The organism is Butyrivibrio sp. XPD2006, assembly GCF_000420865.1.
In the GTDB taxonomy this organism is placed as follows: domain Bacteria; phylum Bacillota; class Clostridia; order Lachnospirales; family Lachnospiraceae; genus Butyrivibrio.
Genome location: NZ_ATVT01000001.1, coordinates 130,679 through 151,833, shown reverse-complemented (window position 1 = coordinate 151,833; position 21,155 = coordinate 130,679). Strand labels below are relative to the sequence as shown.

Below are 21,155 nucleotides of genomic sequence, written 5' to 3'. Positions count from 1 at the left end.
TTTACTTAAAGCTCTGTCTGAAGTCCCTCTGAGCTTCTCTCTGCTGGTCCTTCTTGGCCATATCAGCCCTCTTGTCATAGAGCTTTTTACCTCTGGCAAGACCGACTTCAACCTTTACCCTGCCGTTTTTAAAATATACCTCCAGGGGAACAAGAGTGTAGCCTTGTGTCATCTTCTGCTGGTCAAGTTTTCTGATCTCAGCCTTGTGAAGAAGAAGCCTCTTTACACGAAGAGGATCTTTGTTGAAGATATTGCCCTTCTCGTAGGGACTGATATTCATTCCGTTGATGAAGGCTTCTCCTCTATCAATGGTAACCCAGGCTTCCTTGATGGAACACTTTCCCTGCCTTATCGACTTAACCTCTGTTCCAAAGAGTTCAATTCCTGCCTCATACTTCTCTTCTATGAAATAGTCGTGATATGCTTTTTTGTTGTTAGCGACAAGTTTTCTTGCCTTGTTATCTTCTGCCATTTTTATCACCTGTTATCTCTTCTTTTTTCTGCCCTTGCCCTGGGAGCTTCTTGCTGCCTTGCTTGTTGCAGACTTTTTGTACTTGTGTACCTTGTAAACCTTGCGTCCTGCAGGTTTCTTAAGTTTAGGTTTACCGGTTCTGGGATCAGGTTCCACATCCCTGAGATCCACCATCTCTCCGCGAACGCTCACCTTTTTCCTGCTCTTTTTAGGCTCTGATTTCTTCTTTGGAGTCTCGTCGTAAGACTCATCATCTTCTTCATCAGCCTCTTCCTGAGCGATTCCCATGAGTTTTCTGACCTTGCTTGCCCTGAACTCAGCCACTTTCCTGGCCTCGGAATACTCCACAAAATCATCTCCGTCATCATCCATATCAGGGTCAATGATCTTAAAATCTATAGCCTTGGTGAGTCTGTCAGCACCTACCACCTTGATCCAGACCTTCTGACCAAGAGTATATTCCTTGTGATAGCGTTCTCCGACAAGTCTCATATTATTCTCATCATAAACATAGAAATCATCTTCCATGGAAGCTGCCCTGATCATACCTTCGCAGGAATTCTCAAGCTCCACAAAAAGTCCCCAGGCTGTAACGCCCGAAACAACGCCTTCAAAGCGTTCTCCAAGATGATTTTCCATGTACTGTGCCTTTTTTAGCTTATCAGTTTCTCTCTCAGCCTCTTCAGCCCTTCTCTCAGTCTCGGACGAATGCTTAGCAACTTCATCCAGGATCTCGCTGTAGTGACGGGCCTTGGCTTCACTCATCCTGCCCCTTAGATGATCCTTGATGATCCTGTGTATCTGAAGGTCAGGATAACGCCTGATAGGTGATGTGAAATGGCAATAAAAATCAAAAGCCAGTCCAAAATGCCCCGTACACTCTGTGCTGTACTTGGCCTGCATCATGCTGCGAAGAGCCATTCTGCTGATGACTGCCTCTTCCTTGCAGCCCTCAATATTCTTAAGGAGCTTCTGTATCTCTTTTGGCCTTACCTCTCCATCGTTTCTGATCTTCATGTGATGGCCAAGGTGCCCGGCAAAGGTTGCCAATGTAGCCATTTTCTCCGGATCCGGCTGTTCATGGATACGGTATACGAAAGGACTCTGCAGGTAAAAGAAATGTTCAGCCACCGTCTGGTTTGCTGCAAGCATAAAGTCCTCAATAAGCTTAGTTGCTGTGTTTCTCTCATGAGGGACGATATCGATGGGATTACCCTCTTTATCCAGAAGTATCTTGGACTCAGGGAAATCAAAATCTATCGCTCCTTTCTTCTCTCTCTTTTTACGAAGGATAGCCGAGAGTTCAGCCATTTCCTTAAACATTGGAACCAGCTCTTTGTAGCGCTCTATAGTCTCAGAATCTTCATCCTCTATAATCTTGGCAACGTCGGAGTAATTCATTCTCTCGTTGACATTGATGACAGTCTCGGCAATCTCATGATCAACAAGACCTCCGTTCTTATCAAAGGTCATTAGACAGCTGAGTGCAAGTCTGTCCTCTCCGTGATTGAGAGAGCAGATTCCATTGGAAAGCCTGTGAGGAAGCATAGGAATTACCCTGTCCACCAGATATACACTGGTGCCCCTCTTTAGGGCTTCCCTGTCAAGAGCAGAGCTCTCCTGTACATAGTTAGTGACATCCGCAATGTGAACACCGAGGTGGTAAAGACCTTCCTCATCAATATGAAGGCTTACTGCATCATCAAGATCCTTGGCATCTTCACCATCGATGGTAACCATAACAACATCACGCAGATCCTTACGCCCGTACATGTCAGCCTCACTGATCTGATCCGGGCATCTGTTAGCCTGATTGATAACCTTCTCAGGGAATTCATATGGAATATCGTATCCCATGACAATAGAGAGTATATCAACTCCGGGATCGTTGATGTTTCCAATGACCTCTTTGACCTTGCCCTCAGGTTTTCTGCGTTTTAAAGGATCGCCGTAATCAGTGATCGTAACTACAACCTTATCTCCTGTCACAGCAGCCCCGTGATGCTCTATCGGAATAAAGATATCGTTTGTGATCTTGCCGTTATCAGGAACAACAAAGCCGAAATTCTTCTCGGCCTGGTAAGTTCCCACTACCTCTTCAATGCCTCTTACCAGTATATTTCTGATGCGTCCCTCTTGACGCCTTCCCTGTGAGTCAGGAAGAAGTTCGACCTCGACCGTATCCGTATGAAATGCACCATGTACATAATCCTCGGGGATAAAGATATCTTCCTCCATCCCTTCTACTTCCACAAACCCAAAGCCTCTGGCGTTACTGATAAACTGGCCAACCACATAGTTTTTATTATTCTTTTTACCGCCTGTAAGGCTCTCATCCATGCGCTTTAAGCGCTTTCCTTTACTCATAAACTCTACCTATAAAACAAGGCACCCTAATTAAATTAGAGTGCCTCAAAACAATTCATCAAAATGAAACCGGGAATTAAAGGATTCCCATATTAAGAACGATTGCAAAAACAATGAAAAGGACTGAAAGAGCAACTGTTATCTTCTTGAGAACGCCTTCTCTTGAACGGCCCTTGTTCTTGCCCCAATATGTATTCTCAACTGTTCCCTGAATTGCACCAAGTCCCTGATTCTTGCCTTCCTGAGCAAGCACAAGAACACAAAGTGCGACACATACTATGATAAATAATACTCCGAAAACATATCCTAAAACACTCACGATCAAACCTCCAAAGGTAATACTATCATTTAAAAACACGCAACAGTTACTATAACATATTAGCAGCGTTCAGTCAATTCTTTCTTAAATCACTTCTTAATAAGCAGGGACTTACCTGTCATCTCTGCAGGCTTCTCCTCACCCATGCACTCGATAAGTGTAGGAACGATGTCTGCAAGGCATCCACCCTCTGCAAGTGTGTATGCAGGATCATAGTTAACAAGGATGAAAGGAACAGGATTGGTTGTATGAGCTGTCCAAGGCTCTCCTGTCTCATAATCAACCATCATATCTGCATTACCGTGATCGGCGCAGATGAAGAGTGTTCCGTTTGTTGCCTTAATGGCATCAACAATCTTGCCAACACACTCATCAACAACTTCGATAGCCTTAACTGCTGCAGGAATAACTCCTGTATGACCTACCATGTCAGGGTTTGCGAAGTTAGCTACAACCACGTCATACTTCTGAGAATTGATTGCATCAAGGATCTTGTCGCAAACTTCAGGAGCGCTCATCTGAGGCTTGAGGTCATATGTAGGAACATCCTTAGGGCTGTTAACAAGTACTCTGTCCTCGCCCTCGTTAGGCTGCTCAACACCACCGTTGAAGAAGAATGTTACGTGAGCATACTTCTCTGTCTCAGCGATACGAGCCTGCTTAAGACCTTTGTTTGCAAGCCACTCACCAAATGTGTTTGTGAGCTGGACCTTCTTGAAAGCAACTTCCTTGTTAGGGATAAGAGGATCATAATCTGTAAAGCAAACATAAGTTACGTCCTTACGAGGTCCTCTGTTAAACTTATCAAACTCATCGTCACAGAAGCAGTGTGTGATCTCTCTTGCTCTGTCAGGACGGAAGTTGTAGAAAATGATTGAATCTCCATCCTTGATAGTAGCTACAGGTGCACCGTTCTTCATGATAACTGTAGGAATAACGAACTCATCTGTCTTGCCGTTCTTGTATGAATTAACCATGCACTCATGAGCAGAGTCAGCCTTGTTGCCTTCACCCTTTGTAAGTGCGTTGTATGCGATCTCTACACGGTCGTAGTTGTTATCTCTGTCCATTGCGTAGTAACGGCCTGAGATTGAAGCGATGGCACCAACACCGAGCTCCTTCATCTTGTCCTCAAGCTGCTGTACGAAATCAATTCCGCTCTCAGGTGGAGTATCTCTTCCATCAAGGAAGCAGTGTACATAAACCTTATCAAGGCCATTCTTCTTGGCAAGCTCTAAAAGGCCGTAGATATGTGTAATGTGGCTGTGAACACCACCGTCTGATACAAGACCGTACATGTGAAGAGCTGAATTCTTCTCCTTGCAGTTGTAAATTGCCTGCATAAGACCTTCGTTTGTAAAGAAATCTCCGTCCTCGATAGACTTGGTGATCCTTGTGAGCTCCTGGTATACGATTCTGCCGGCACCCATATTCATGTGACCAACTTCGGAGTTACCCATCTGTCCGTCAGGAAGACCAACAGCAAGACCTGATGCATAGCCCTTTACGAAGGGATAATCCTTCATAAGACCGTCCATCACTGGTGTGTTTGCCATAGCAATGGCATTATACTCAGGATTGTCATTAAGACCATATCCGTCAAGAACTAAAAGAACTGTAGGTTTGGAACCTCTCATATTTATATCCTCCATTTGTACAATAGATTAAAACTTATTTTTCCTTGCATAGTATATCTCATTGAGCATACCTATGACAAGCATTTAACAATACTTTTATAATTAGTGATATGCATAGTACCCATCAATATCAAGATACTCGACATCTCCGTCCTCTCCGATGCGCAGATATACTCTTGTAAGATATAAAAGGCCACCGTCCGGTGTGACAACAGGTGTGCTTATAGCGTGAGTATAATCATATTCTATTCCATCATTGTCATAAGCCGCCTCAAGCTCTTTTACCGTAAAGGACAGATCTGCATATCCGACAGTCTGCACTTCCTGACCGTTTGAAGCCTTAAGCTCAAACCTTGAGACATCTATTTCTGCGTCGTTATCATCTGTATGTGTACTAATCACAGCAATATGCTCATATCTTGAAACATCGATCACATCCACGTCTTTATATGCATAGATTTCCTTATCGTTTTCGAACGTGTCTTCAAAATAGTAAGAATCGCTTTCTTTAAGTTCTTCATCAAATTTAAAATCAGGATATTTCGCCTCAAGCTCTTTTACAAAATGTGTTCCCTCAGCATTTCCGTTATTTACAATTTGCCTGTAAGCAGACCTGGCCTTGGCCTTCTCCTGAGAAGTTGTCGCTTCACCGCCGACAGCAGCCTCAATATAGCTCAGTACTACTCCTTTCTGAGATCCGGTTATAGCAGCATATACGTTGATACCGGGCACAAGGTAATAGACAATTACAAGGATAAGGGCAATTGGGAAAAGAAATCCACCAATCCCCTCCTGTTTTTTAAGCCTGTAAACATAATAGATAAGGTAGATCACTTCAAAAACAATGAACATAATGCCGAGATATCTTCTTGTTGTAATGCCGTACTGGCCTATTCTCATGGCAAGGCACATGATCTGAATGATGATAAACGGCGCAAAGAAAAGCGGAGCGGCCTTAAGTATCTTTAATATTCTGCCTTCTGTGCAGCCCTGAGCCATGGTTATGATCACAAGTCCTGTCGCAAAAAGAGCTGTCGTAATAGAGTAGGCTTCATTGGAAGGGAATGTCATTGTAAAGATTATCTTCAGGATATAGACGTACACAATAACAGCTGCGACAGCAAGCAGCCCTGTGAACACATATCCAACCATGATCCGGGAAAACTTTGCCATGCTCTCTCCCATTTTGGAAAGGCCGACTAAAAGCGCAGGATATCCCACAAGTGCAGCAATAAGCAGCTCTACCGTTCCTGTATAATCGAAGCTTACAATAAGAGCATCAAATACCCATAAAATGCAGAGTGCGCCGATTGCCACCACAACATACACAGCAAGAGCTTTAAGGCTTCCAAGAAATGCCTTGACACTGTAGCCTTCAAAAGACTCACCGCTCCTCTTGTACATAAAAAACCATGCGCTGATCACACAAATCAAAATGTATGCCCATAAAAACCTATAGAATATATCAAGGCTAAAGCCCCGCTCGCTCAGAGCAGAGACGTCCTTTGATGACATAAATCCCTCTCTGTAGGCATGTACCAGGCTAAGTCCAAGAGAAATCACCATCACAATGATGTAAACAAAAGATTTCCTGATTTCAAAAAGACTCGTAAGCCTGCCAATCTGTTTTTTGTAATTGTAATTGGATTCGCAGAGAACAAAGCCGAAAATAAGACCCAGCGACAGGGTCTGTATGAATGTAATGACCCGCCATGCGCCGCTTCCGTTCTTTAGATTTAAAATATCTTCAAGAAGCGCAGTACACACTGCAAAAATCAGAACAGTAAGAATAGAAGCAGGATGCTCTTTGAAAATTCCCTTGGCATCCTCCTTTAGATTATTAAACCACAACATACTCTTTTCACTCCTCTTTCACAAAAACTTATCCCCAATTAACGCTGATCAGTAAAGTCCCCTCTTTAACCGAAACTTCCGCCTCCTCATCAATGATAAATTCATTGCTCACTCCAAGCGGAAAATCATTCGACAGCGTTCCGTCTTCCATGCTGTACATAAGCCCCTTAAGACTCACACCACGGGATACGTCAGACAAAGAAAAAACTGACAGATACCCTGTGTTCCCCCTGTGAAACTTAATTGTCTCATTCTCAGCTATAAACAGCATTGAATCCTTGTCCATTATATAGCCTCTGCCTCCATGATGCTTAATAAAGGTAAGCGTCTGTATATTGGCCAGGCTATGATCAAAGCGGCTTCCGCCCAGTGCTCCGTACAGATAAAACTTCCTGTATCCCCTGGAAAGCCCTATCTTAACCGCTTTTAGCGTATCCGTATCATCCTTCATGACTTCAAGCTGCACGATACGCTCCGGATCGCGCTCTGCAATCTCTCTAATACCACTAAGGACCTCAGGTGGAGCGGCTTTGGCTGAATCAAAATCTCCCACGATGAGGTCCGGTAAAATACCGAGCCTTTGAGCATAACCAAATCCCGCGTCCGCTGCGATACAAAAATCGCCCTCCCGAAGGTCAATCTCGACCTCCGGAAAGCTTCCTGCTGATATGATCACACACTTTGGCTCACTATCAATATTATTCATAAATTATGCTCTGATTCTGGATTCGATGGTATCGATATCCATCTCCCATTCATTTTCTCCACCCCAGTCACCGATGATGGAATTGATTGTGTTTCCGTCTTCAGTAGTGATGGTGGTTTCAAGCCTGTAGTTCATCTTGGCTACCCTTGTTGAGCCGCCCTTTGTTATGTAGCTCTTAAGGTAAGTCACATCATACTTGGTATGTGGATAAAGCTGTCCGTTAATCGCACCCGGCTCATAAGATATAGCATCTCTCTGAACTCCGTCATCCTCAAAAAAGTTCGCCCAGAGTGTTATTACACCTGCTGTCTCAGGATTCTCCTCAAAGTCGAGGAATCTGTAGCTCCACTTGCCCTCACTGTTGTTAAGAACAATCGCCTCACGGCTGATAGGAACGTAGGTCGTATTCTCCTGAGGTGTATACTCATCATTTAAAAAGATATCTCTGAGAGCCAGATACTCATCTGATACTACAAAGCTCCTGAGTTCATCTACATTTCCCACATCCAGCTGTGTGAAAATATCGGCAAAAATGCCCTGAACTTCCTGCGCATTGGTCAGGCACTCTTTGAAAGATTCGAGATTCTCATCTGTTCCCACCTGCGCCTGTATCTCACTTATAAGTGAAAGGTAAGCCTCTACGTCTGAATAATTCATGGTAAAAGAGCTTACTCCCGGTGTAGCATACTCAAGAATGACGTCTTTAAGTTCATCGGTTGGGTTAGCTGCATAAACTGCCAAAAGCTCTTTTTCGAAAGTCTCATATCCGGCAAAAGTAAACGTATCGCTTCCGCCTTCCGAGGAATATGTTGCAGCATCCGATCTGAAAAGTGCATCCTGATTGTAGCTGTACGCATCCGCAAATACTCTCGAATACGCTGCATCAAGAAGTTCTACCGCATCCTTGTTGGTATTGTCATCCTTAAGTACAGATTCAATGGAAAGAACTGTTTCCATGTCGGCATTTTTGGTGTTCATGGAATCCACTGCCTCATTGAGGATTACTGTGTGATAGTTTTCCAAAAGGCCTGTATTCTCTGTGTTCCTCCAGCCATCATAAAGTATCTTCTTGGCTGATTCTGAATCATCAATGCTAAGGAATGCTCCCGCCATATTGCTGTATGCCGTAACCGAATGCTTGTCGATCTTGATTGCTTCCGAATATGAATCTATAGCCGCCTCGTAATCGGCGTCCTTGGTATATCTGTTTCCTGCAGCAATCGCTTTATTTACTTTTACAAAAGGAAGGTGATTGTATCCTACGTATCCGCCTACAACTAAAACAAGTGCAGCAGCACAAAGAACTGCTATTTTCCTCATGTCGTAGCGACGTCTCTTCTTCCTTCGTGGTTTTCTTACTGTTACATTTCTACTGTAACTTTTATCTGAATTTCTGTAACTATGTACCCTGGCCGTGCTCAAAACGAATTCCCTTACTTCCCCTCAAAATTGAAAAATTAATACAACAAAAGAAGCCATATGCATCCCCACATACAGTTTCTCTCCTCAAAAATCATACACACTTTTGATAGTATAGCACAAACACAGCTCTACATAAAGCGTAATTTATTTTGACAAAAATATGGAAAATACGACACAGTAGCTTCAAAAGCGTAGACAGTCAGTGACCCCAAAAATAAAATATAATTATCATATATACATACATTTAAACTACTGTTATTTGGAGGGAATAAAATGAAAATTGCTCTTATCAATGAGAATTCTCAGGCAGCCAAGAATGCAATGATCTATGGCGCTCTCAAGAAAGTTGCGGACAAGCACGGCTTTGAGGTATTTAACTACGGTATGTACTCAGCAGAGGATGAAGCTCAGCTCACATACGTACAGAACGGAATCCTTGCATGTGTCCTGCTTAATTCCGGCGCAGCTGATTATGTTGTTACAGGTTGCGGAACAGGCGAAGGCGCTATGCTTGCATGCAACAGTTTCCCGGGTGTTATCTGCGGACATGTAACAGATCCTCTTGATGCATACACCTTCGCACAGGTTAATGACGGAAATGCCATCGCAATGAATTTTGCACTTAAGTCAGGCTGGGGCGCTGAGCTCAATCTTGAGTACAGCTTTGAGAAGCTCTTTTCAGAGCCAAGCGGACAGGGCTATCCAAGAGAAAGAGCCGTTCCCGAGCAGCGCAACAAGAAGATCCTCGACGAAGTAAGAAAAGTTACTGTAGTTCAGGATGTTCCTGCAATTTTAAAGAGCCTTGATCAGGATCTCGTAAAGGGTGCATTCTCAGGCGAGCATTTCCTTGAGTACTTTGATGCCAATGCCAAAGATGAGAGCATCAAAGCTGCAGTTCACGAAATTCTCGGAAAGTAAAAAGTTGAGTCAGTGGGTACGGTTCTCTCGGGAATCCCCACTGACTCAAAACTTATTTCACCACTTCTATAACATCATCCAAAACATAATGAAACAGAGGATAGGATGTATTCTCATTTTCTATATAGGCAGTTCTTAGATCTATCGTATCCGAAGGATCCTCCGGATTGGTACCGGTATAATTCCCTTTAAAAACAAAATCCACATCACCCTTTTTAAATCTTTCAACAACCGCATCCATTGCTTCCTGCGTCCCCGGTGCACAAGCCTGAAGGTTCAGATCTATTATCTCAACCCATCCGTTTTCAAAGCCCGCTGAAATATCAGATCCATGGATATTTCCGGTGACAACCTTTTCAATCTCTCTGCTGTTCATAACCGCATCGACAGCACCAAGAACATACGGCTCCCAACAGATTCTGGATGTAACCAGTGAAGATCCCGGTGCCACCTCGGACATGCTCTGGTTATAACCCACAAAATATACTTCTTTTTTCTGAGATATTTCCTCACATGCGATTGCAGGCCCGATCGTATCTGTATGCTGGGATATTATCACGCAGCCGTCATTTATAAGTTTTTGTGCCGCATTCTTTTCCTGGGCATAGCTGCTCCAGGTATGAGTATAAGAAACACGCATCACAGCCTGTGGCACAATACTTCTTACTCCCAGCAAAAATGCCGTATATCCCGAAATCACCTCAGAAGTAGGGAACGCTGCGACAAAGCCGACTATAGCCTCATCATCTCTGATAATGCCCTCCTGTATCATCTGCTTAATCTTCATGCCGGCTGCTATTCCGCTGACATATCGGCCCTGATAAGCCTCGCCCTTAAATGTATGATAATTATCCGGTACCGTCAGGCCACTCATATCCATATATGATGTCTGGCAAAACTGAATGTCCGGATACTGAGGCGCAAGGTCTTTTACCAGTTCACTGTATCCGTTGAAAAAGATGATATTGCATCCTTTTGCCGCCAGATCTCTTAAAGGTTCTTCCATCTCTTCATCAAGTACATTGCTGCAGGTCAGTATTTCAACATGTTCTCCGTATTCTTTTTCCAGGGCGTCCTTTGCCAGTGAAAAATTATAAGTGTAAGGAGTACTCTCATCGTTGTCGTATATAAAGCCTATCTTAAGAGTATCTCTGCCCGTTGCCGGATGAAGATATCTGAATATTCCAAGGAAACAGACGAGCATAACAAGACATGTCAGGAAAGTTGCCAAGTAAGTCCTTTTCATACCTTCGCTCCTTTCTCCGCTTCACTGCTGTCTTTTTCATCCTTCTTCATCTGAGCGGCCTGAATCTGTTTATCTTCTTTTTCACGTCTTGCAAGTTCTTCCTGAGCTTTCTCATCCACCTTCTGAACCTCTGACTGCTTCTGCTTGTAAATTGCCTCCAGATCTATAACACCTTTGTCAACCAGGCGAAGGAAAGCATCAAGAGCTACGGGATCGAATTGTGTACCCCGTCCTCTTTTCATTTCATTCATGACATAATCGTTATCCATATGATTTCTGTAGACACGATTTGAAGTCATGGCATCGAATGCATCTGCAACACCGATTATCCTTGCAAAAAGAGGTATCTCCTCTCCCTTTAATCCATCCGGGTATCCCTTTCCGTCATATCTCTCATGGTGATACCTTGTTCCGTCAACAACGTGCTCCACAAGTGTGAAATCCTTTAATATCTCCGCTCCACCTACAACGTGGGATTTCATCTTGGCATATTCATCATCAGTCAGACGTCCCACTTTGTTCAGGACACTGTCAGGTATACCGATCTTGCCGATATCATGCATCTGAGCGGCTTTTCGAAGGTTTGACAGAGCCTTGTCACGCTGCCACCACGGGAAACAATTCATCTCCTCGGCTATAAGCACCGCATATTCTGCGACTCTGGAGGAATGCTGACTTGTGCGAACATCCTTGGCATCGACGGAATTAGCAATGGCCATTACTGTCTCATTAGCCATATTGATCTTTATCTGCTGCTGGTTCAGCTGCCTCTGAACCACGAGCCATGTAGACCAGACAATGAGTGCAATAAGTACAAGCAGCATGTAAGCCCTAAAGCCTGATTGCTCGTAAAACTCTCCTTCTTTTATCAACTGGAATTTTCTTTCCTCCAGAACTCTCTCACCGGCGCTGTCCAGTATAGCGAGATGGAAAGTAAAATCACCCGCAGGCAGATTTACGTAAATTATATTATTAAGGCTGTTCTGAGGGACTATAGTCCACTGAGTATCGTATCCTTCCAGATAATAACCGACATTTGGTTCCTGAATCGTATAGTTTAATATCTCCGGATCCAGTTCAACTCTGCTTATTCCCTGACCGATAGTGATAATTCCTTTTCGATCAATCGGAACCTGGTTTCCGTCAAGTCTGACAGCTGCCAGCTGCATCCTGTAGGATCTGACATCACTGTTGTATTTTTCAACATCAATGACGTATACACCGGTATCACAAGGCAGGAACAGTTCACCGTTTCCGTTATAATAATTCCATGAATTGGCTGTAAGGGAAGTTCCGAGTCCTCTCCTGGCATCAAGAAGCTCCCAGCCTATTTCTCCGCCTTCCACCAGCTCATCTCTCTCAACAACATAGATTCCTGCGCTAGACATAACAAAAAGTGTATCCTCATCCTTTACCCAGATATCATAGTTATTAAAGTAAGGGAATTTGTCCAGGATCCTTATGTTTCCGTCCGGTTCAAGATAGCAAAGGCTGTTACTGGTTACAATAAACACCCCTTCTGATTTCGGATCCTTAATTGTTCTTAAGATTACCCCACTGCTTAAACCATCATCACGGGTGAGCATTTTTTCCACTTTCCCATCCTTAAGAACAGCAATACCATCGCCGTCAGTGCCCGCAAGAACGGTGCCATCGCTCATCTCGGTAATTGTGAGTATCATGGAGTTGATTAGCCCGTCTTCGTTTTTAATTGTCTTTATGATCTCATGATTTCTGATGTAGCTTATCCCTGTATCTCCCGCTGCTACGATGGTTCCGTCAGACAATCCCGTCACAATACGGGCGCGGTTTCCAAAGCTTCCGTTATCAGCATTGTATTCCCAGCATTCACCGGTAGGCAGATACTCCAGAAGTCCGCTTCCGTATGTGCATATCCACAGATGGTTTTTGTCATCGACATACATACATCTGATACGCTTACCATCAAGTTCCTCTGTGAGCTCATTTTCTATCTCGTTGTGACAGCCCTTATCGACTATATCAAGTCCCTTGTCAGTTCCGATGTAATAGCATCTCTGCCAGGAAACGATGGTGTTGACCACGTTTCTGTCCATTCCGATGGCTCCATACACATCCCTGAACGGAGATTTGGCAAGTCGCAAAAGCCCAAGCCTTGATGATGTAAACCAAAGATTTCCCTGGTAATCGCACAGCATGTTGTCTATAGAATTGTTGAAATCATTTGTATTTAGTATGTGATATCCGTGTATATCAATATATGCAACACCGCTGTCCGATGAGACAAACATTGTGCCATCATTTATGAAGGTGATATTGTTTATGTGCAATACATCTTTACAGGTAGTAACCTTAACCTTCTTAAAGCTCTCTTTTCCAATGTTAAAATTGTAAATATTTCCGGTACTCGTACCTACCATCAACGTTCCGTCCGGAGCGAATGTACAGCAGTTGAACTGTTCCTCTCCTTCAGGGAGCTTCGTTGAACTGATGACCTTCCCACCCTTCATAAGGAAAAGGGTTCCATCGGAAGAAATAGCTGCGACATATCCGTTCTCATCCGCTGTCAGACTCTCGGCATAATTCACCTCCGAAAGTGTACCTGCGGCCTTCATTCCGTTATTCATCACAAGTACCTGCATACTTCCGCTGGTACCCACATAATAATATCCGTCACTTGCACGAACTATGCTTCTTACGGAATTGGAAGGAAGTCCTCCGGCCTGATCCAGGACATTTACTACCTTCTCACGTATTACTATGGACAGACCGTTATCGTTGGTTCCGATCCAAAGTCTTCCCTCTTCATCCACATAGAGACAATTCACGTTCTTTACGGATTCATAAGTATCAATCCAACGAAACTCACGCCCGTTATACCTGTACAATCCAGCATAGGTTCCAATCCATAGCACGCCGTCATTGGTCTGTGCAATATCGTTGGCTTCACCGCATGGAAGCCCGTTATTGCTGCTGTAGATACTTTGGACGTAATCATTGTAATCAACGGAATCATCGGATATGCCATCCTCCGCTCTGACAGGCACAGAAAGACATGCAGACAGGCACAGCAAAAGAGCCAGTCCCGTTGTTGCACCTTTTCTGATAGCATCACTTTCTTCTTTGTTGTGCTGAAGACGCTTTAAAAGAATGACTATATAAACTGCCGCTATAGTCAGGACTTTATCGACAAACTCAAGGGCAAGCTGGCCGAATACGGCACATATAAACGGAGGCCATTCCCTGTCCAGAAGATAATATACCACTCCGTCTCCCCATTTATTACCGGTAAAGCCTTCGGCAAATATCAAGTTAGTGGGAACTGATACAACAAGAGCTGTGATTACAACTAAAGTTGCGGCTTTCATAAAGCCGTACAGATGATCGAACCAATGTCTTTTAGCAGCCATACCCACAATAATGCCAAGTGCAATGCTTGTAGGAGAATATGCTGCTGACAAAGGATTCATAACAGAATATGCAAGATTCCCGGTAAGACCCACCATTGCACCACAAACAGGTCCCAGGACATATGCGCAAAGTGCCGTGCCAAATGAATCAGCCCACAGCGGTAGTTCCAACCATCCGGCAATAAACTTACCACACAGATTCAGGCAGACGCACATAGCCACAAACAGAATGATTTTTGGAGTATTCCACTTTCTCATAGGTCTGCTCTCCTAAAGGCCCCCAACTCATTGACATTTAGTACGAACAAATCCCCTTATATCATTATATTCTAAATATCGTTTACTTTCAAAAGAAAATATAAATCATTAAATTTATTATTTCAATCCAAGCACTTCGCCGTAGATCATAACCGCATTGCGGACACATTCTTCGCAAGGGCACAGTGGCTTGCCATCTGTCACTGTCTTAAGGTCCTTGCACTTGATGGCTCCGCACCTGCCCGCAAACTCCTCCTGGATCCGTCTTGTAATTCCAAGAGTTCCTTTGCCTTCAGTCTTAAGACCTGCTATCATTCCGGCTCCGATGAGGGCTCCGCAAGTTGCCTCAAGATTTCCCATTCCGGCACAGAATCCTGCCGAGATCTGCTTAAGCTGTTCCTCGGATAGTCCGGTCTCATCAGCAAGTGCGACTGTCACTGACTGTGCACAGTTATACATGCCGGATGTTTTCATTTCAACTGCCTTAGCAGCTCTTTCTTCTATAGTCATAATCAAACTCCTTTCCTTGCCTTGATCCTACATATACCCTGAGTCATTGTTCCCATAGGACAGAATGAACACCAGGTTCTCTCTTTATACAATACCATTACAATAAGCCCAATAAGTGTTGATGTCAGCATCAGGCTGTAGAAGCCAAAGCCAAACTGAGCCACCCAATCCGGGAATATACTACCATTATACGCCCATTTCCACGGTACTTTAAATGTCCAAAACAGTTTAATGGCTTTCCTTAACGATTCCGCACCTGAAAATACCAGATAAGTCTGAAACACCATTGTTCCAAACATAGTCAGGAAAAAGGCCAGAAATCCATATCTGAACCACTTTGATGATATCCATTTAGGCGCCTGCTTTCTTCTTGAACACTTGAGTTTTCTGCCAAGTACCCAAAAGAGCTGTCCCCTTCCGCACATGTGATTGCAGAACCACTTGTTTCCACCGAATATCGCAAAAATCAATGGAAGAATAAAATCAATCATGCCAAGCCACGCAAAGAGTATGTTAAAAAATCCCAGCGCAAAATAGAGAATTGACCATATCCAAAGATAATCATACCAATGCGCCTTTATATTTACATTATTTTTCATATGCCTGTGTCCTCCGTCTCTCTTACCGTTATTGATCCCGTAGGACACGCCTTTTCACAAATACCGCAGCCGACGCACATCGAAGTATTCACATCTGCAAAACACCCTCTGTATATATTTATTGCGCCTCTGGGGCACTGCAGAGCACATACACCGCAAGCGACGCATCTGCCTGTATCATTAACTGCCCTTTTCATTTCCTGATAATCTCCTGCCGTTTTAATACTTGATTTTCATAAGCAACAAGCATATTATATCTGGTATAAAAAACATATCAAGTACGCAGTTAATATGAACCTGGTAAGGAAAATGATACTATGAGTAAAATAGCGAAAAAAGAACCATTATGTGAAGATATCGCAGGAAAAGGATGCGGACTGAAGAAGGTAATAGACATTGTCGGCGGAAAGTGGAAGATCATGATCCTCTGTGTGATCGACAATAAGGAAGTGGTCCGCTACGGTGAACTCACCCGAGCCATACACGGTATCACCAATACCATGCTTGCCAATTCGTTAAAAGAGCTGGAAGCTGACGGCCTGGTTGAGAGAAAGCAATACGATGAAATGCCTGTAAGAGTTGAATATAATCTTACAGATAAATCAAAAAGCCTCATCCCCATTCTTTTGCAATTAAAAAAATGGGGCGAGGACAATTTGTAATTTTTCATTATATATTTTTAAAACTGTTTGCTGTCTACATATTCCTTAAATCTTGGAAGTCTTAAGACAATTTTGCCACGGATTGAGCCGTCTATAACTCCCTTTTCGATGAGACGCCTTCTCGGCTCACTCCAGTCACTGTGGCTCTTCTTGGTGAGCTCCAAAAGCTCAGATGCATCCATATTATCTTTTTGCACAATAAAACTCAGATACCACTTATCCTTGGGAGGAAGCTCACTCCATATCTTGTCGTAAACCTTCTGAGCCAGGGCATCATCGACCTTGGCAAGAACCATAGGTGTAATTTCTTTGCTCTTTGAATCCCACATATATTTACCAAAGGCCTGATATGCGAAAGCATACCCCTTGGTCATCACTGCAAGTTCATATGCCACATCGTCAGAAAGCCCCATTGTAAGCTTATAGTCCTCCCTGATGACTCCTATATTAAGCGGTGTCATCTCATACTTGGTAGCTCTGAGGAAAAACGTCAATCCGTCAGTATTCTCAATATCTTCAATATCCTCATAAAGGCCTGCCACAAGAAGATATACCGGAAGATCTTTTCGAATCAGAATCTGATACTCCTGAATGAAATCAACAAGCGCATCTGTCTTTCTGACTTCATCAATCGTAACAAGCACTCTCTTTTTCTGCTTGTTTATAACTTCGAGCAGTTCTTCCAGAACAAGATCAAGACTTGCTGCCGGACTCTTCTTTTTTAAGTTAAGGCCTATGCCGAAAGCTGACAGATTTAAATTCGCATCCACATAGGATGTAATGAATGGTACTTCAGTATATAGCTTGGCCACAAGGTCATTGGTAATTTCAGCTCCCGGCTTAAGGTTTACGATGATCCACTCTCCCTGTTCCGAGAGTTCTTTTTCTATGGCGGTAAGCGTAACAGTCTTACCTGTTCCTCGTATTCCCGTTATTTTGAATGCCTGCTCCTCAGCGATATCGCTGTTGAATGCACTTACTATCTCATCAATAATAATATCCCTGCTGATATACTGCGTAGGGATTCTCCCAAAGCTAATGGCATATGGATTTCTTTCAGTCATACCTGCCTCCGTCTGTAAACAGCTAATATAAAACGATATAATATCCGAGCCTTAACTATAATATCATATAATTTAATATATTTCCATATAATTTGATATAATTACATATAATTTACTATAATCCCTGTTCCAACAATATAAAGCAATAGAAAACAGCAGTGGATATAAAACCACTGCTGTCTGCGTATACAAAACAATATCAGGCTATTGTATAGGACACTCTGAACTTCTCTCCTGCGCCCAGTCTGTTGCCATACTCCCTCTCGGAAAGATCTCCGGTAAACCCGACTCTGTCACATCTTCCATACCAGGGCTCTATGCAAACAAACGGAGCATTCTTGCCTGCAGGTGACCATACTCCAAATAAAGGAGCATCAAAGCTGACTGAGACAAGTTCCTCTCCCGCACTGTTTATAACAGCGACCATGTCAGCCTGCTCATCCTCTATTATAAGTGCATCTTCATCAAAGAGTTCCGGTTTAAGCGCAAGCTCTCCATCATTAAGAGATAGTTCTTTTGAGTTATCAGAAAGACATCCGCTTCCATCAAGAGAAATAATCTTAGACTCAATATTTCCCAAAACCCTCTTTCCTTTTTTCATGAATAAAAGCTTATCCCCGGAAAGGTCACAGTTAAAAGCCGGATGACCACCTATGGAAAAGAATATATCCCCATCCGTAGGATTCTCCACTTCCCATATAACCTCCACTCCGTCAGTACCAAGCTTGTATCCAAGACGAAGCACAAAAGAAAACGGATATTTTTCATGTGTAGCTTCATTGTCCCTTAGTTCAAAAACCAGTTCATCACCGGTCTGTGAAAGCAGGGAAAAGTCCATATCTCTGGCAAAACCATGTTGTCCCATTTCGTAAGTCCTGCCGGCAAATCTTGACTTCTTTTGCCAATAATTACCTACAAGCGGGAATAACACAGGAGATGTTCTGCCCCAAAAAGCAGGATCAGCCTGCCACATGAGCTGCCGTCCATTTTTCAAAAGCGATGTAATCTCAGCCCCGTGATCAGATACTGTAAGGTTGTAAGTGCCATTTGAGATACTGTATTTTTTCATCCGAAAGCCTTTCTGTTATTTGCAGAGTTCGTAAGTATCTCTTGCGATTGCAAGCTCTTCGTTAGTAGGAACCACCATAAGAAGAACCTTAGAGTCAGCAGCAGAGATAGTCTTCTCTTCGCCGCGAACCTTATTGGCCTCAGCATCAACCGTTGCACCGAGGAATGAAAGTCTATCGCAGATAAGTCCTCTTGTGAATCCGCTGTTCTCACCCACACCTGCTGTGAAACAGATAACATCAACGCCACCCATAGCTGCTGTGTAAGATCCGATATACTTGGCAACCCTGTATGTGAACGCATCTACTGCTCTCTTGGCACCCTCATCGCCCTTAAGATATGCATCCTCAAGATCTCTGAAGTCTGATGAAAGGTTATTGGAAAGACCGTAAACACCTGACTTTTTGTTAAGAAGGTTTGTTACGTCTGCAACTGTAGAGTTTTCTTTCTTCATTACAAACTCAACAACTGAAGGATCGATGTCACCGGTTCTTGTTCCCATGATAAGACCCTCAAGAGGTGTAAGCCCCATTGAAGTGTCAATGCACTTGCCGTCCTTAACAGCTGAAATTGATGCACCGTTTCCAAGGTGGCAAACAATTATCTTAAGATCCTTAATGTCTTTGCCAATGATCTCTGCAGCGCGCTTGCTTACATAAGAATGGCTTGTACCGTGGAAGCCGTATCTTCTGATACCGTACTTCTCATAGTATGAATATGGAAGACCGTAAAGGTATGCTTCCTGTGGCATTGTCTGATGGAAAGCTGTATCAAATACTGCAACCATAGGAACTCCGGGCATAACCTTCTGGCATGCTCTGATTCCAATCAGGTTAGCAGGATTGTGAAGAGGTGCAAGATCTGAAACCTCCTCGATTGCCTTAATAACTTCATCGTTGATAACAACTGACTTAGTGAACTTCTCGCCGCCGTGTACGATACGATGTCCAACAGCTCCGATCTCCTCAAGCTTAACAACGCCGTCCTCTGCATTTGTAAGAGCTTCGATGACCATCTCTATAGCCTTGTTGTGATCAGGCATCGGCTCTTCCTTGGTAATCTTGTCCTTGCCGGCAGGAGTATAAACAATACGGCTTCCGTCGATTCCGATTCTCTCGCAGAGTCCTTTGCAGATAACTGCCTCTGTTTCAGAGTCGATAAGCTGGAACTTCAGTGATGAACTTCCACAGTTGATAACAAGTATTTTCATGTAGTAACCTCTTTTCCCATTTTATTTAAAGTCAAAAAACTTCCAATAATAAATATACTTATATTATAATTTAAGGACAAGGGTAAAACTTGTACAAAAATTGGAAAAACGGGTAATTTCCTATGAAAACTATCGGAATAATAGCAGAATTTAATCCATTTCACGAAGGTCACAAGCACCTTATCGAAACCTGCAAAAAAAATCTCGGAGCTGACAGAGCCATAGTTGTCATGAGCGGAGATTTTGTCCAGCGCGGAGCACCGGCCATCGTAAACAAATTCGCCAGAACAAAAATGGCGCTTAGTTGCGGTGCAGATCTTGTTCTTGAGCTTCCGGTATACTACAGCACCGGAAGTGCCGAGTACTTTGCCCAGGGTGCAGTAGCAATACTAAATGGTCTTGGATGTGTTGATTATCTATGCTTCGGCAGCGAACATGCCGATCTTGATAAGCTTGATACCATCGCGGATATCTTAAACAGCGAACCCGGGCTCTATAAAGAGATCCTTGAAAAAGAGCTAAAAGAGGGAATGCCCTATCCTGCAGCCAGTGCCAGTGCACTCATGGCTGCTCTTAAAAATCAGTCTGTCGATAACAATATCGATGTTTACAGGCAGATCTTTTCATCACCTAACAGCATCCTTGCAATAGAATATCTGAAAGCACTCAAAAAACAAAAGAGCAAAATAAAACCCTATACCATAGAACGCTTCGGTCAGCCCTATCACAGCGACGATCTCGGCGGCGTTCCGAGTGCATCCGGCGTAAGGGCCAGGATCTTTACGGCCTCAGAAAACTATACCAAAGCCCATGCCAAAGAGCTTTTAAACGGCTTTATGCCCGATGGCGCCATCAGAGAAATCGCATCATATGGCGGAAGCTTTTTATCCTCCAATGATCTGTCCCAGCTCCTTCGTTACAAGCTAACTTTGGAAAAGGATAAAGGATATACAGATTATCTTGATGTCAACACTGACATCTCAAATCTCATGGTCAATAATCTTGACAGCTTTGATAATTTCAGTGATTTCTGCACGAAGCTAAAGAGCAGAAATCACGTATACACAAGGATAAGCAGATCTCTTTTGCATATCCTTCTGAACATTACCAAGGAAAACATGAACGAGTATAAGAAGGACTCTTTTACCGGCTATGCACGGGTACTGGGGCTTAATTCCGCTTCATCCGATGTTCTTGCGCGTATTCACGATTCATCTGTGATCCCTGTCATCGACAGGCCTAAATATGCTAAAAAGACCTTAAGCCCCCTTCAAAAAAGACTTTTTGACGAAACACTCACCGCCAGCAGCATCTATAATTCTGTCTCTAAGTCCTACGAGGGGTCGGAATACAGTTTAAAACCGATAATTCTTTAATATATTTAAATTGAAGTGAACTTTTTATCGTGATAACATATATATGTATGGACACTGCTGATTGATTCACGGAGGCGT

At 43.4% G+C, this 21,155-nt stretch carries 18 protein-coding genes; 3 read left to right on the top strand and 15 right to left on the bottom strand.

Annotated elements, in window-relative coordinates; genetic code table 11:
- Position 1: 1 nt before the first annotated feature.
- From smpB to G590_RS0100720, 7 genes are all read right to left on the bottom strand, one after another.
- Complete coding sequence (gene smpB / locus G590_RS0100750) at positions 2–472, bottom strand: SsrA-binding protein SmpB (RefSeq protein ID WP_022763755.1); 471 nt, start codon at positions 470–472, stop codon at positions 2–4.
- A gap of 12 nt (positions 473–484) precedes the next feature.
- Positions 485–2,839, bottom strand: coding sequence for a ribonuclease R (gene rnr, locus G590_RS0100745; protein WP_026493823.1), 2,355 nt, complete (start codon positions 2,837–2,839; stop codon positions 485–487).
- A gap of 76 nt (positions 2,840–2,915) precedes the next feature.
- Positions 2,916–3,158 (bottom strand): preprotein translocase subunit SecG, encoded by a 243-nt coding sequence (gene secG, locus G590_RS0100740; protein WP_022763753.1) that lies wholly within the window; start codon positions 3,156–3,158, stop codon positions 2,916–2,918.
- Between the two features lie 89 nt (positions 3,159–3,247).
- Positions 3,248–4,795 carry a 2,3-bisphosphoglycerate-independent phosphoglycerate mutase gene (gpmI, locus tag G590_RS0100735; protein ID WP_022763752.1) on the bottom strand — a complete coding sequence of 516 codons (1,548 nt, stop codon included), beginning with the start codon at positions 4,793–4,795 and terminating at the stop codon, positions 3,248–3,250.
- Between the two features lie 102 nt (positions 4,796–4,897).
- Complete coding sequence (locus tag G590_RS0100730) at positions 4,898–6,649, bottom strand: DUF4153 domain-containing protein (protein WP_022763751.1); 1,752 nt, start codon at positions 6,647–6,649, stop codon at positions 4,898–4,900.
- Positions 6,650–6,677: 28 nt separating this feature from the next.
- On the bottom strand, positions 6,678–7,355 hold the full coding sequence (locus G590_RS0100725) for a thiamine diphosphokinase (RefSeq protein WP_022763750.1): 678 nt from the start codon (positions 7,353–7,355) through the stop codon (positions 6,678–6,680).
- Positions 7,356–7,358: 3 nt separating this feature from the next.
- The gene (locus G590_RS0100720) at positions 7,359–8,675 is read right to left on the bottom strand and encodes a tetratricopeptide repeat protein (protein ID WP_022763749.1); all 1,317 of its coding nucleotides are present in this window, start codon (positions 8,673–8,675) and stop codon (positions 7,359–7,361) included.
- 375 nt (positions 8,676–9,050) lie between these two features.
- Between G590_RS0100720 and G590_RS0100715 the strand changes: the two genes are divergently transcribed.
- Positions 9,051–9,695, top strand: a complete 645-nt coding sequence (locus G590_RS0100715) for an RpiB/LacA/LacB family sugar-phosphate isomerase (RefSeq protein ID WP_022763748.1) — start codon at positions 9,051–9,053, stop codon at positions 9,693–9,695.
- Between the two features lie 52 nt (positions 9,696–9,747).
- On the opposite strand, the gene G590_RS17915 is transcribed toward G590_RS0100715, so the two are convergent.
- From G590_RS17915 to G590_RS0100690, 5 genes are all read right to left on the bottom strand, one after another.
- A complete protein-coding gene (locus G590_RS17915) occupies positions 9,748–10,941 on the bottom strand; it encodes a BMP family ABC transporter substrate-binding protein (protein WP_022763747.1) in 1,194 nt (397 codons plus the stop codon).
- On the bottom strand, positions 10,938–14,588 hold the full coding sequence (locus tag G590_RS17910; protein ID WP_022763746.1) for an HD domain-containing phosphohydrolase: 3,651 nt from the start codon (positions 14,586–14,588) through the stop codon (positions 10,938–10,940). Before G590_RS17910 ends, G590_RS17915 begins: the two co-directional genes overlap by 4 nt.
- Positions 14,589–14,705: 117 nt before the next feature.
- Entirely contained in the window at positions 14,706–15,098 is a 393-nt protein-coding gene (locus tag G590_RS0100700; RefSeq protein ID WP_022763745.1) for a C-GCAxxG-C-C family protein, read from the bottom strand.
- A gap of 2 nt (positions 15,099–15,100) precedes the next feature.
- The gene (locus tag G590_RS0100695) at positions 15,101–15,697 is read right to left on the bottom strand and encodes a 4Fe-4S binding protein (RefSeq protein WP_022763744.1); all 597 of its coding nucleotides are present in this window, start codon (positions 15,695–15,697) and stop codon (positions 15,101–15,103) included.
- Positions 15,694–15,894 (bottom strand): 4Fe-4S binding protein, encoded by a 201-nt coding sequence (locus G590_RS0100690; RefSeq protein WP_022763743.1) that lies wholly within the window; start codon positions 15,892–15,894, stop codon positions 15,694–15,696. Before G590_RS0100690 ends, G590_RS0100695 begins: the two co-directional genes overlap by 4 nt.
- Positions 15,895–16,014: 120 nt before the next feature.
- Between G590_RS0100690 and G590_RS0100685 the strand changes: the two genes are divergently transcribed.
- Positions 16,015–16,359 (top strand): winged helix-turn-helix transcriptional regulator, encoded by a 345-nt coding sequence (locus G590_RS0100685; RefSeq protein ID WP_022763742.1) that lies wholly within the window; start codon positions 16,015–16,017, stop codon positions 16,357–16,359.
- Positions 16,360–16,376: 17 nt separating this feature from the next.
- On the opposite strand, the gene G590_RS0100680 is transcribed toward G590_RS0100685, so the two are convergent.
- The 3 genes from G590_RS0100680 to G590_RS0100670 form a co-directional block, all read right to left on the bottom strand.
- The gene (locus G590_RS0100680) at positions 16,377–17,423 is read right to left on the bottom strand and encodes an ATP-binding protein (RefSeq protein WP_022763741.1); all 1,047 of its coding nucleotides are present in this window, start codon (positions 17,421–17,423) and stop codon (positions 16,377–16,379) included.
- A 199-nt stretch (positions 17,424–17,622) separates the two neighbouring features.
- Positions 17,623–18,492, bottom strand: coding sequence for an aldose 1-epimerase family protein (locus tag G590_RS0100675; RefSeq protein WP_022763740.1), 870 nt, complete (start codon positions 18,490–18,492; stop codon positions 17,623–17,625).
- 15 nt (positions 18,493–18,507) lie between these two features.
- Complete coding sequence (locus tag G590_RS0100670; protein WP_022763739.1) at positions 18,508–19,701, bottom strand: acetate/propionate family kinase; 1,194 nt, start codon at positions 19,699–19,701, stop codon at positions 18,508–18,510.
- A gap of 122 nt (positions 19,702–19,823) precedes the next feature.
- Here G590_RS0100670 and G590_RS0100665 point away from each other — a divergent pair, with 122 nt between their 5' ends.
- Positions 19,824–21,077, top strand: coding sequence for a tRNA(Met) cytidine acetate ligase (locus G590_RS0100665; RefSeq protein ID WP_022763738.1), 1,254 nt, complete (start codon positions 19,824–19,826; stop codon positions 21,075–21,077).
- The last annotated feature ends 78 nt before the right edge of the window (positions 21,078–21,155 follow it).

Excerpts from the sequence above, each read along its gene's own strand:
- G590_RS0100695 (WP_022763744.1), bottom strand. The coding sequence starts at position 15,697 with ATGAAAAATAATGTAAATATAAAGGCGCATTGGTATGATTATCTTTGG.
- gpmI (WP_022763752.1), bottom strand. The coding sequence starts at position 4,795 with ATGAGAGGTTCCAAACCTACAGTTCTTTTAGTTCTTGACGGATATGGT.
- G590_RS0100665 (WP_022763738.1), top strand. The coding sequence starts at position 19,824 with ATGAAAACTATCGGAATAATAGCAGAATTTAATCCATTTCACGAAGGT.
- G590_RS0100680 (WP_022763741.1), bottom strand. The coding sequence starts at position 17,423 with ATGACTGAAAGAAATCCATATGCCATTAGCTTTGGGAGAATCCCTACG.
- G590_RS0100730 (WP_022763751.1), bottom strand. The coding sequence starts at position 6,649 with ATGTTGTGGTTTAATAATCTAAAGGAGGATGCCAAGGGAATTTTCAAA.
- G590_RS0100720 (WP_022763749.1), bottom strand. The coding sequence starts at position 8,675 with ATGAGGAAAATAGCAGTTCTTTGTGCTGCTGCACTTGTTTTAGTTGTA.
- G590_RS0100715 (WP_022763748.1), top strand. The coding sequence starts at position 9,051 with ATGAAAATTGCTCTTATCAATGAGAATTCTCAGGCAGCCAAGAATGCA.
- G590_RS17910 (WP_022763746.1), bottom strand. The coding sequence starts at position 14,588 with ATGAGAAAGTGGAATACTCCAAAAATCATTCTGTTTGTGGCTATGTGC.
- G590_RS0100675 (WP_022763740.1), bottom strand. The coding sequence starts at position 18,492 with ATGAAAAAATACAGTATCTCAAATGGCACTTACAACCTTACAGTATCT.
- G590_RS0100670 (WP_022763739.1), bottom strand. The coding sequence starts at position 19,701 with ATGAAAATACTTGTTATCAACTGTGGAAGTTCATCACTGAAGTTCCAG.
- G590_RS0100725 (WP_022763750.1), bottom strand. The coding sequence starts at position 7,355 with ATGAATAATATTGATAGTGAGCCAAAGTGTGTGATCATATCAGCAGGA.
- smpB (WP_022763755.1), bottom strand. The coding sequence starts at position 472 with ATGGCAGAAGATAACAAGGCAAGAAAACTTGTCGCTAACAACAAAAAA.
- G590_RS0100690 (WP_022763743.1), bottom strand. The coding sequence starts at position 15,894 with ATGAAAAGGGCAGTTAATGATACAGGCAGATGCGTCGCTTGCGGTGTA.
- G590_RS17915 (WP_022763747.1), bottom strand. The coding sequence starts at position 10,941 with ATGAAAAGGACTTACTTGGCAACTTTCCTGACATGTCTTGTTATGCTC.
- G590_RS0100700 (WP_022763745.1), bottom strand. The coding sequence starts at position 15,098 with ATGACTATAGAAGAAAGAGCTGCTAAGGCAGTTGAAATGAAAACATCC.
- rnr (WP_026493823.1), bottom strand. The coding sequence starts at position 2,839 with ATGAGTAAAGGAAAGCGCTTAAAGCGCATGGATGAGAGCCTTACAGGC.
- G590_RS0100685 (WP_022763742.1), top strand. The coding sequence starts at position 16,015 with ATGAGTAAAATAGCGAAAAAAGAACCATTATGTGAAGATATCGCAGGA.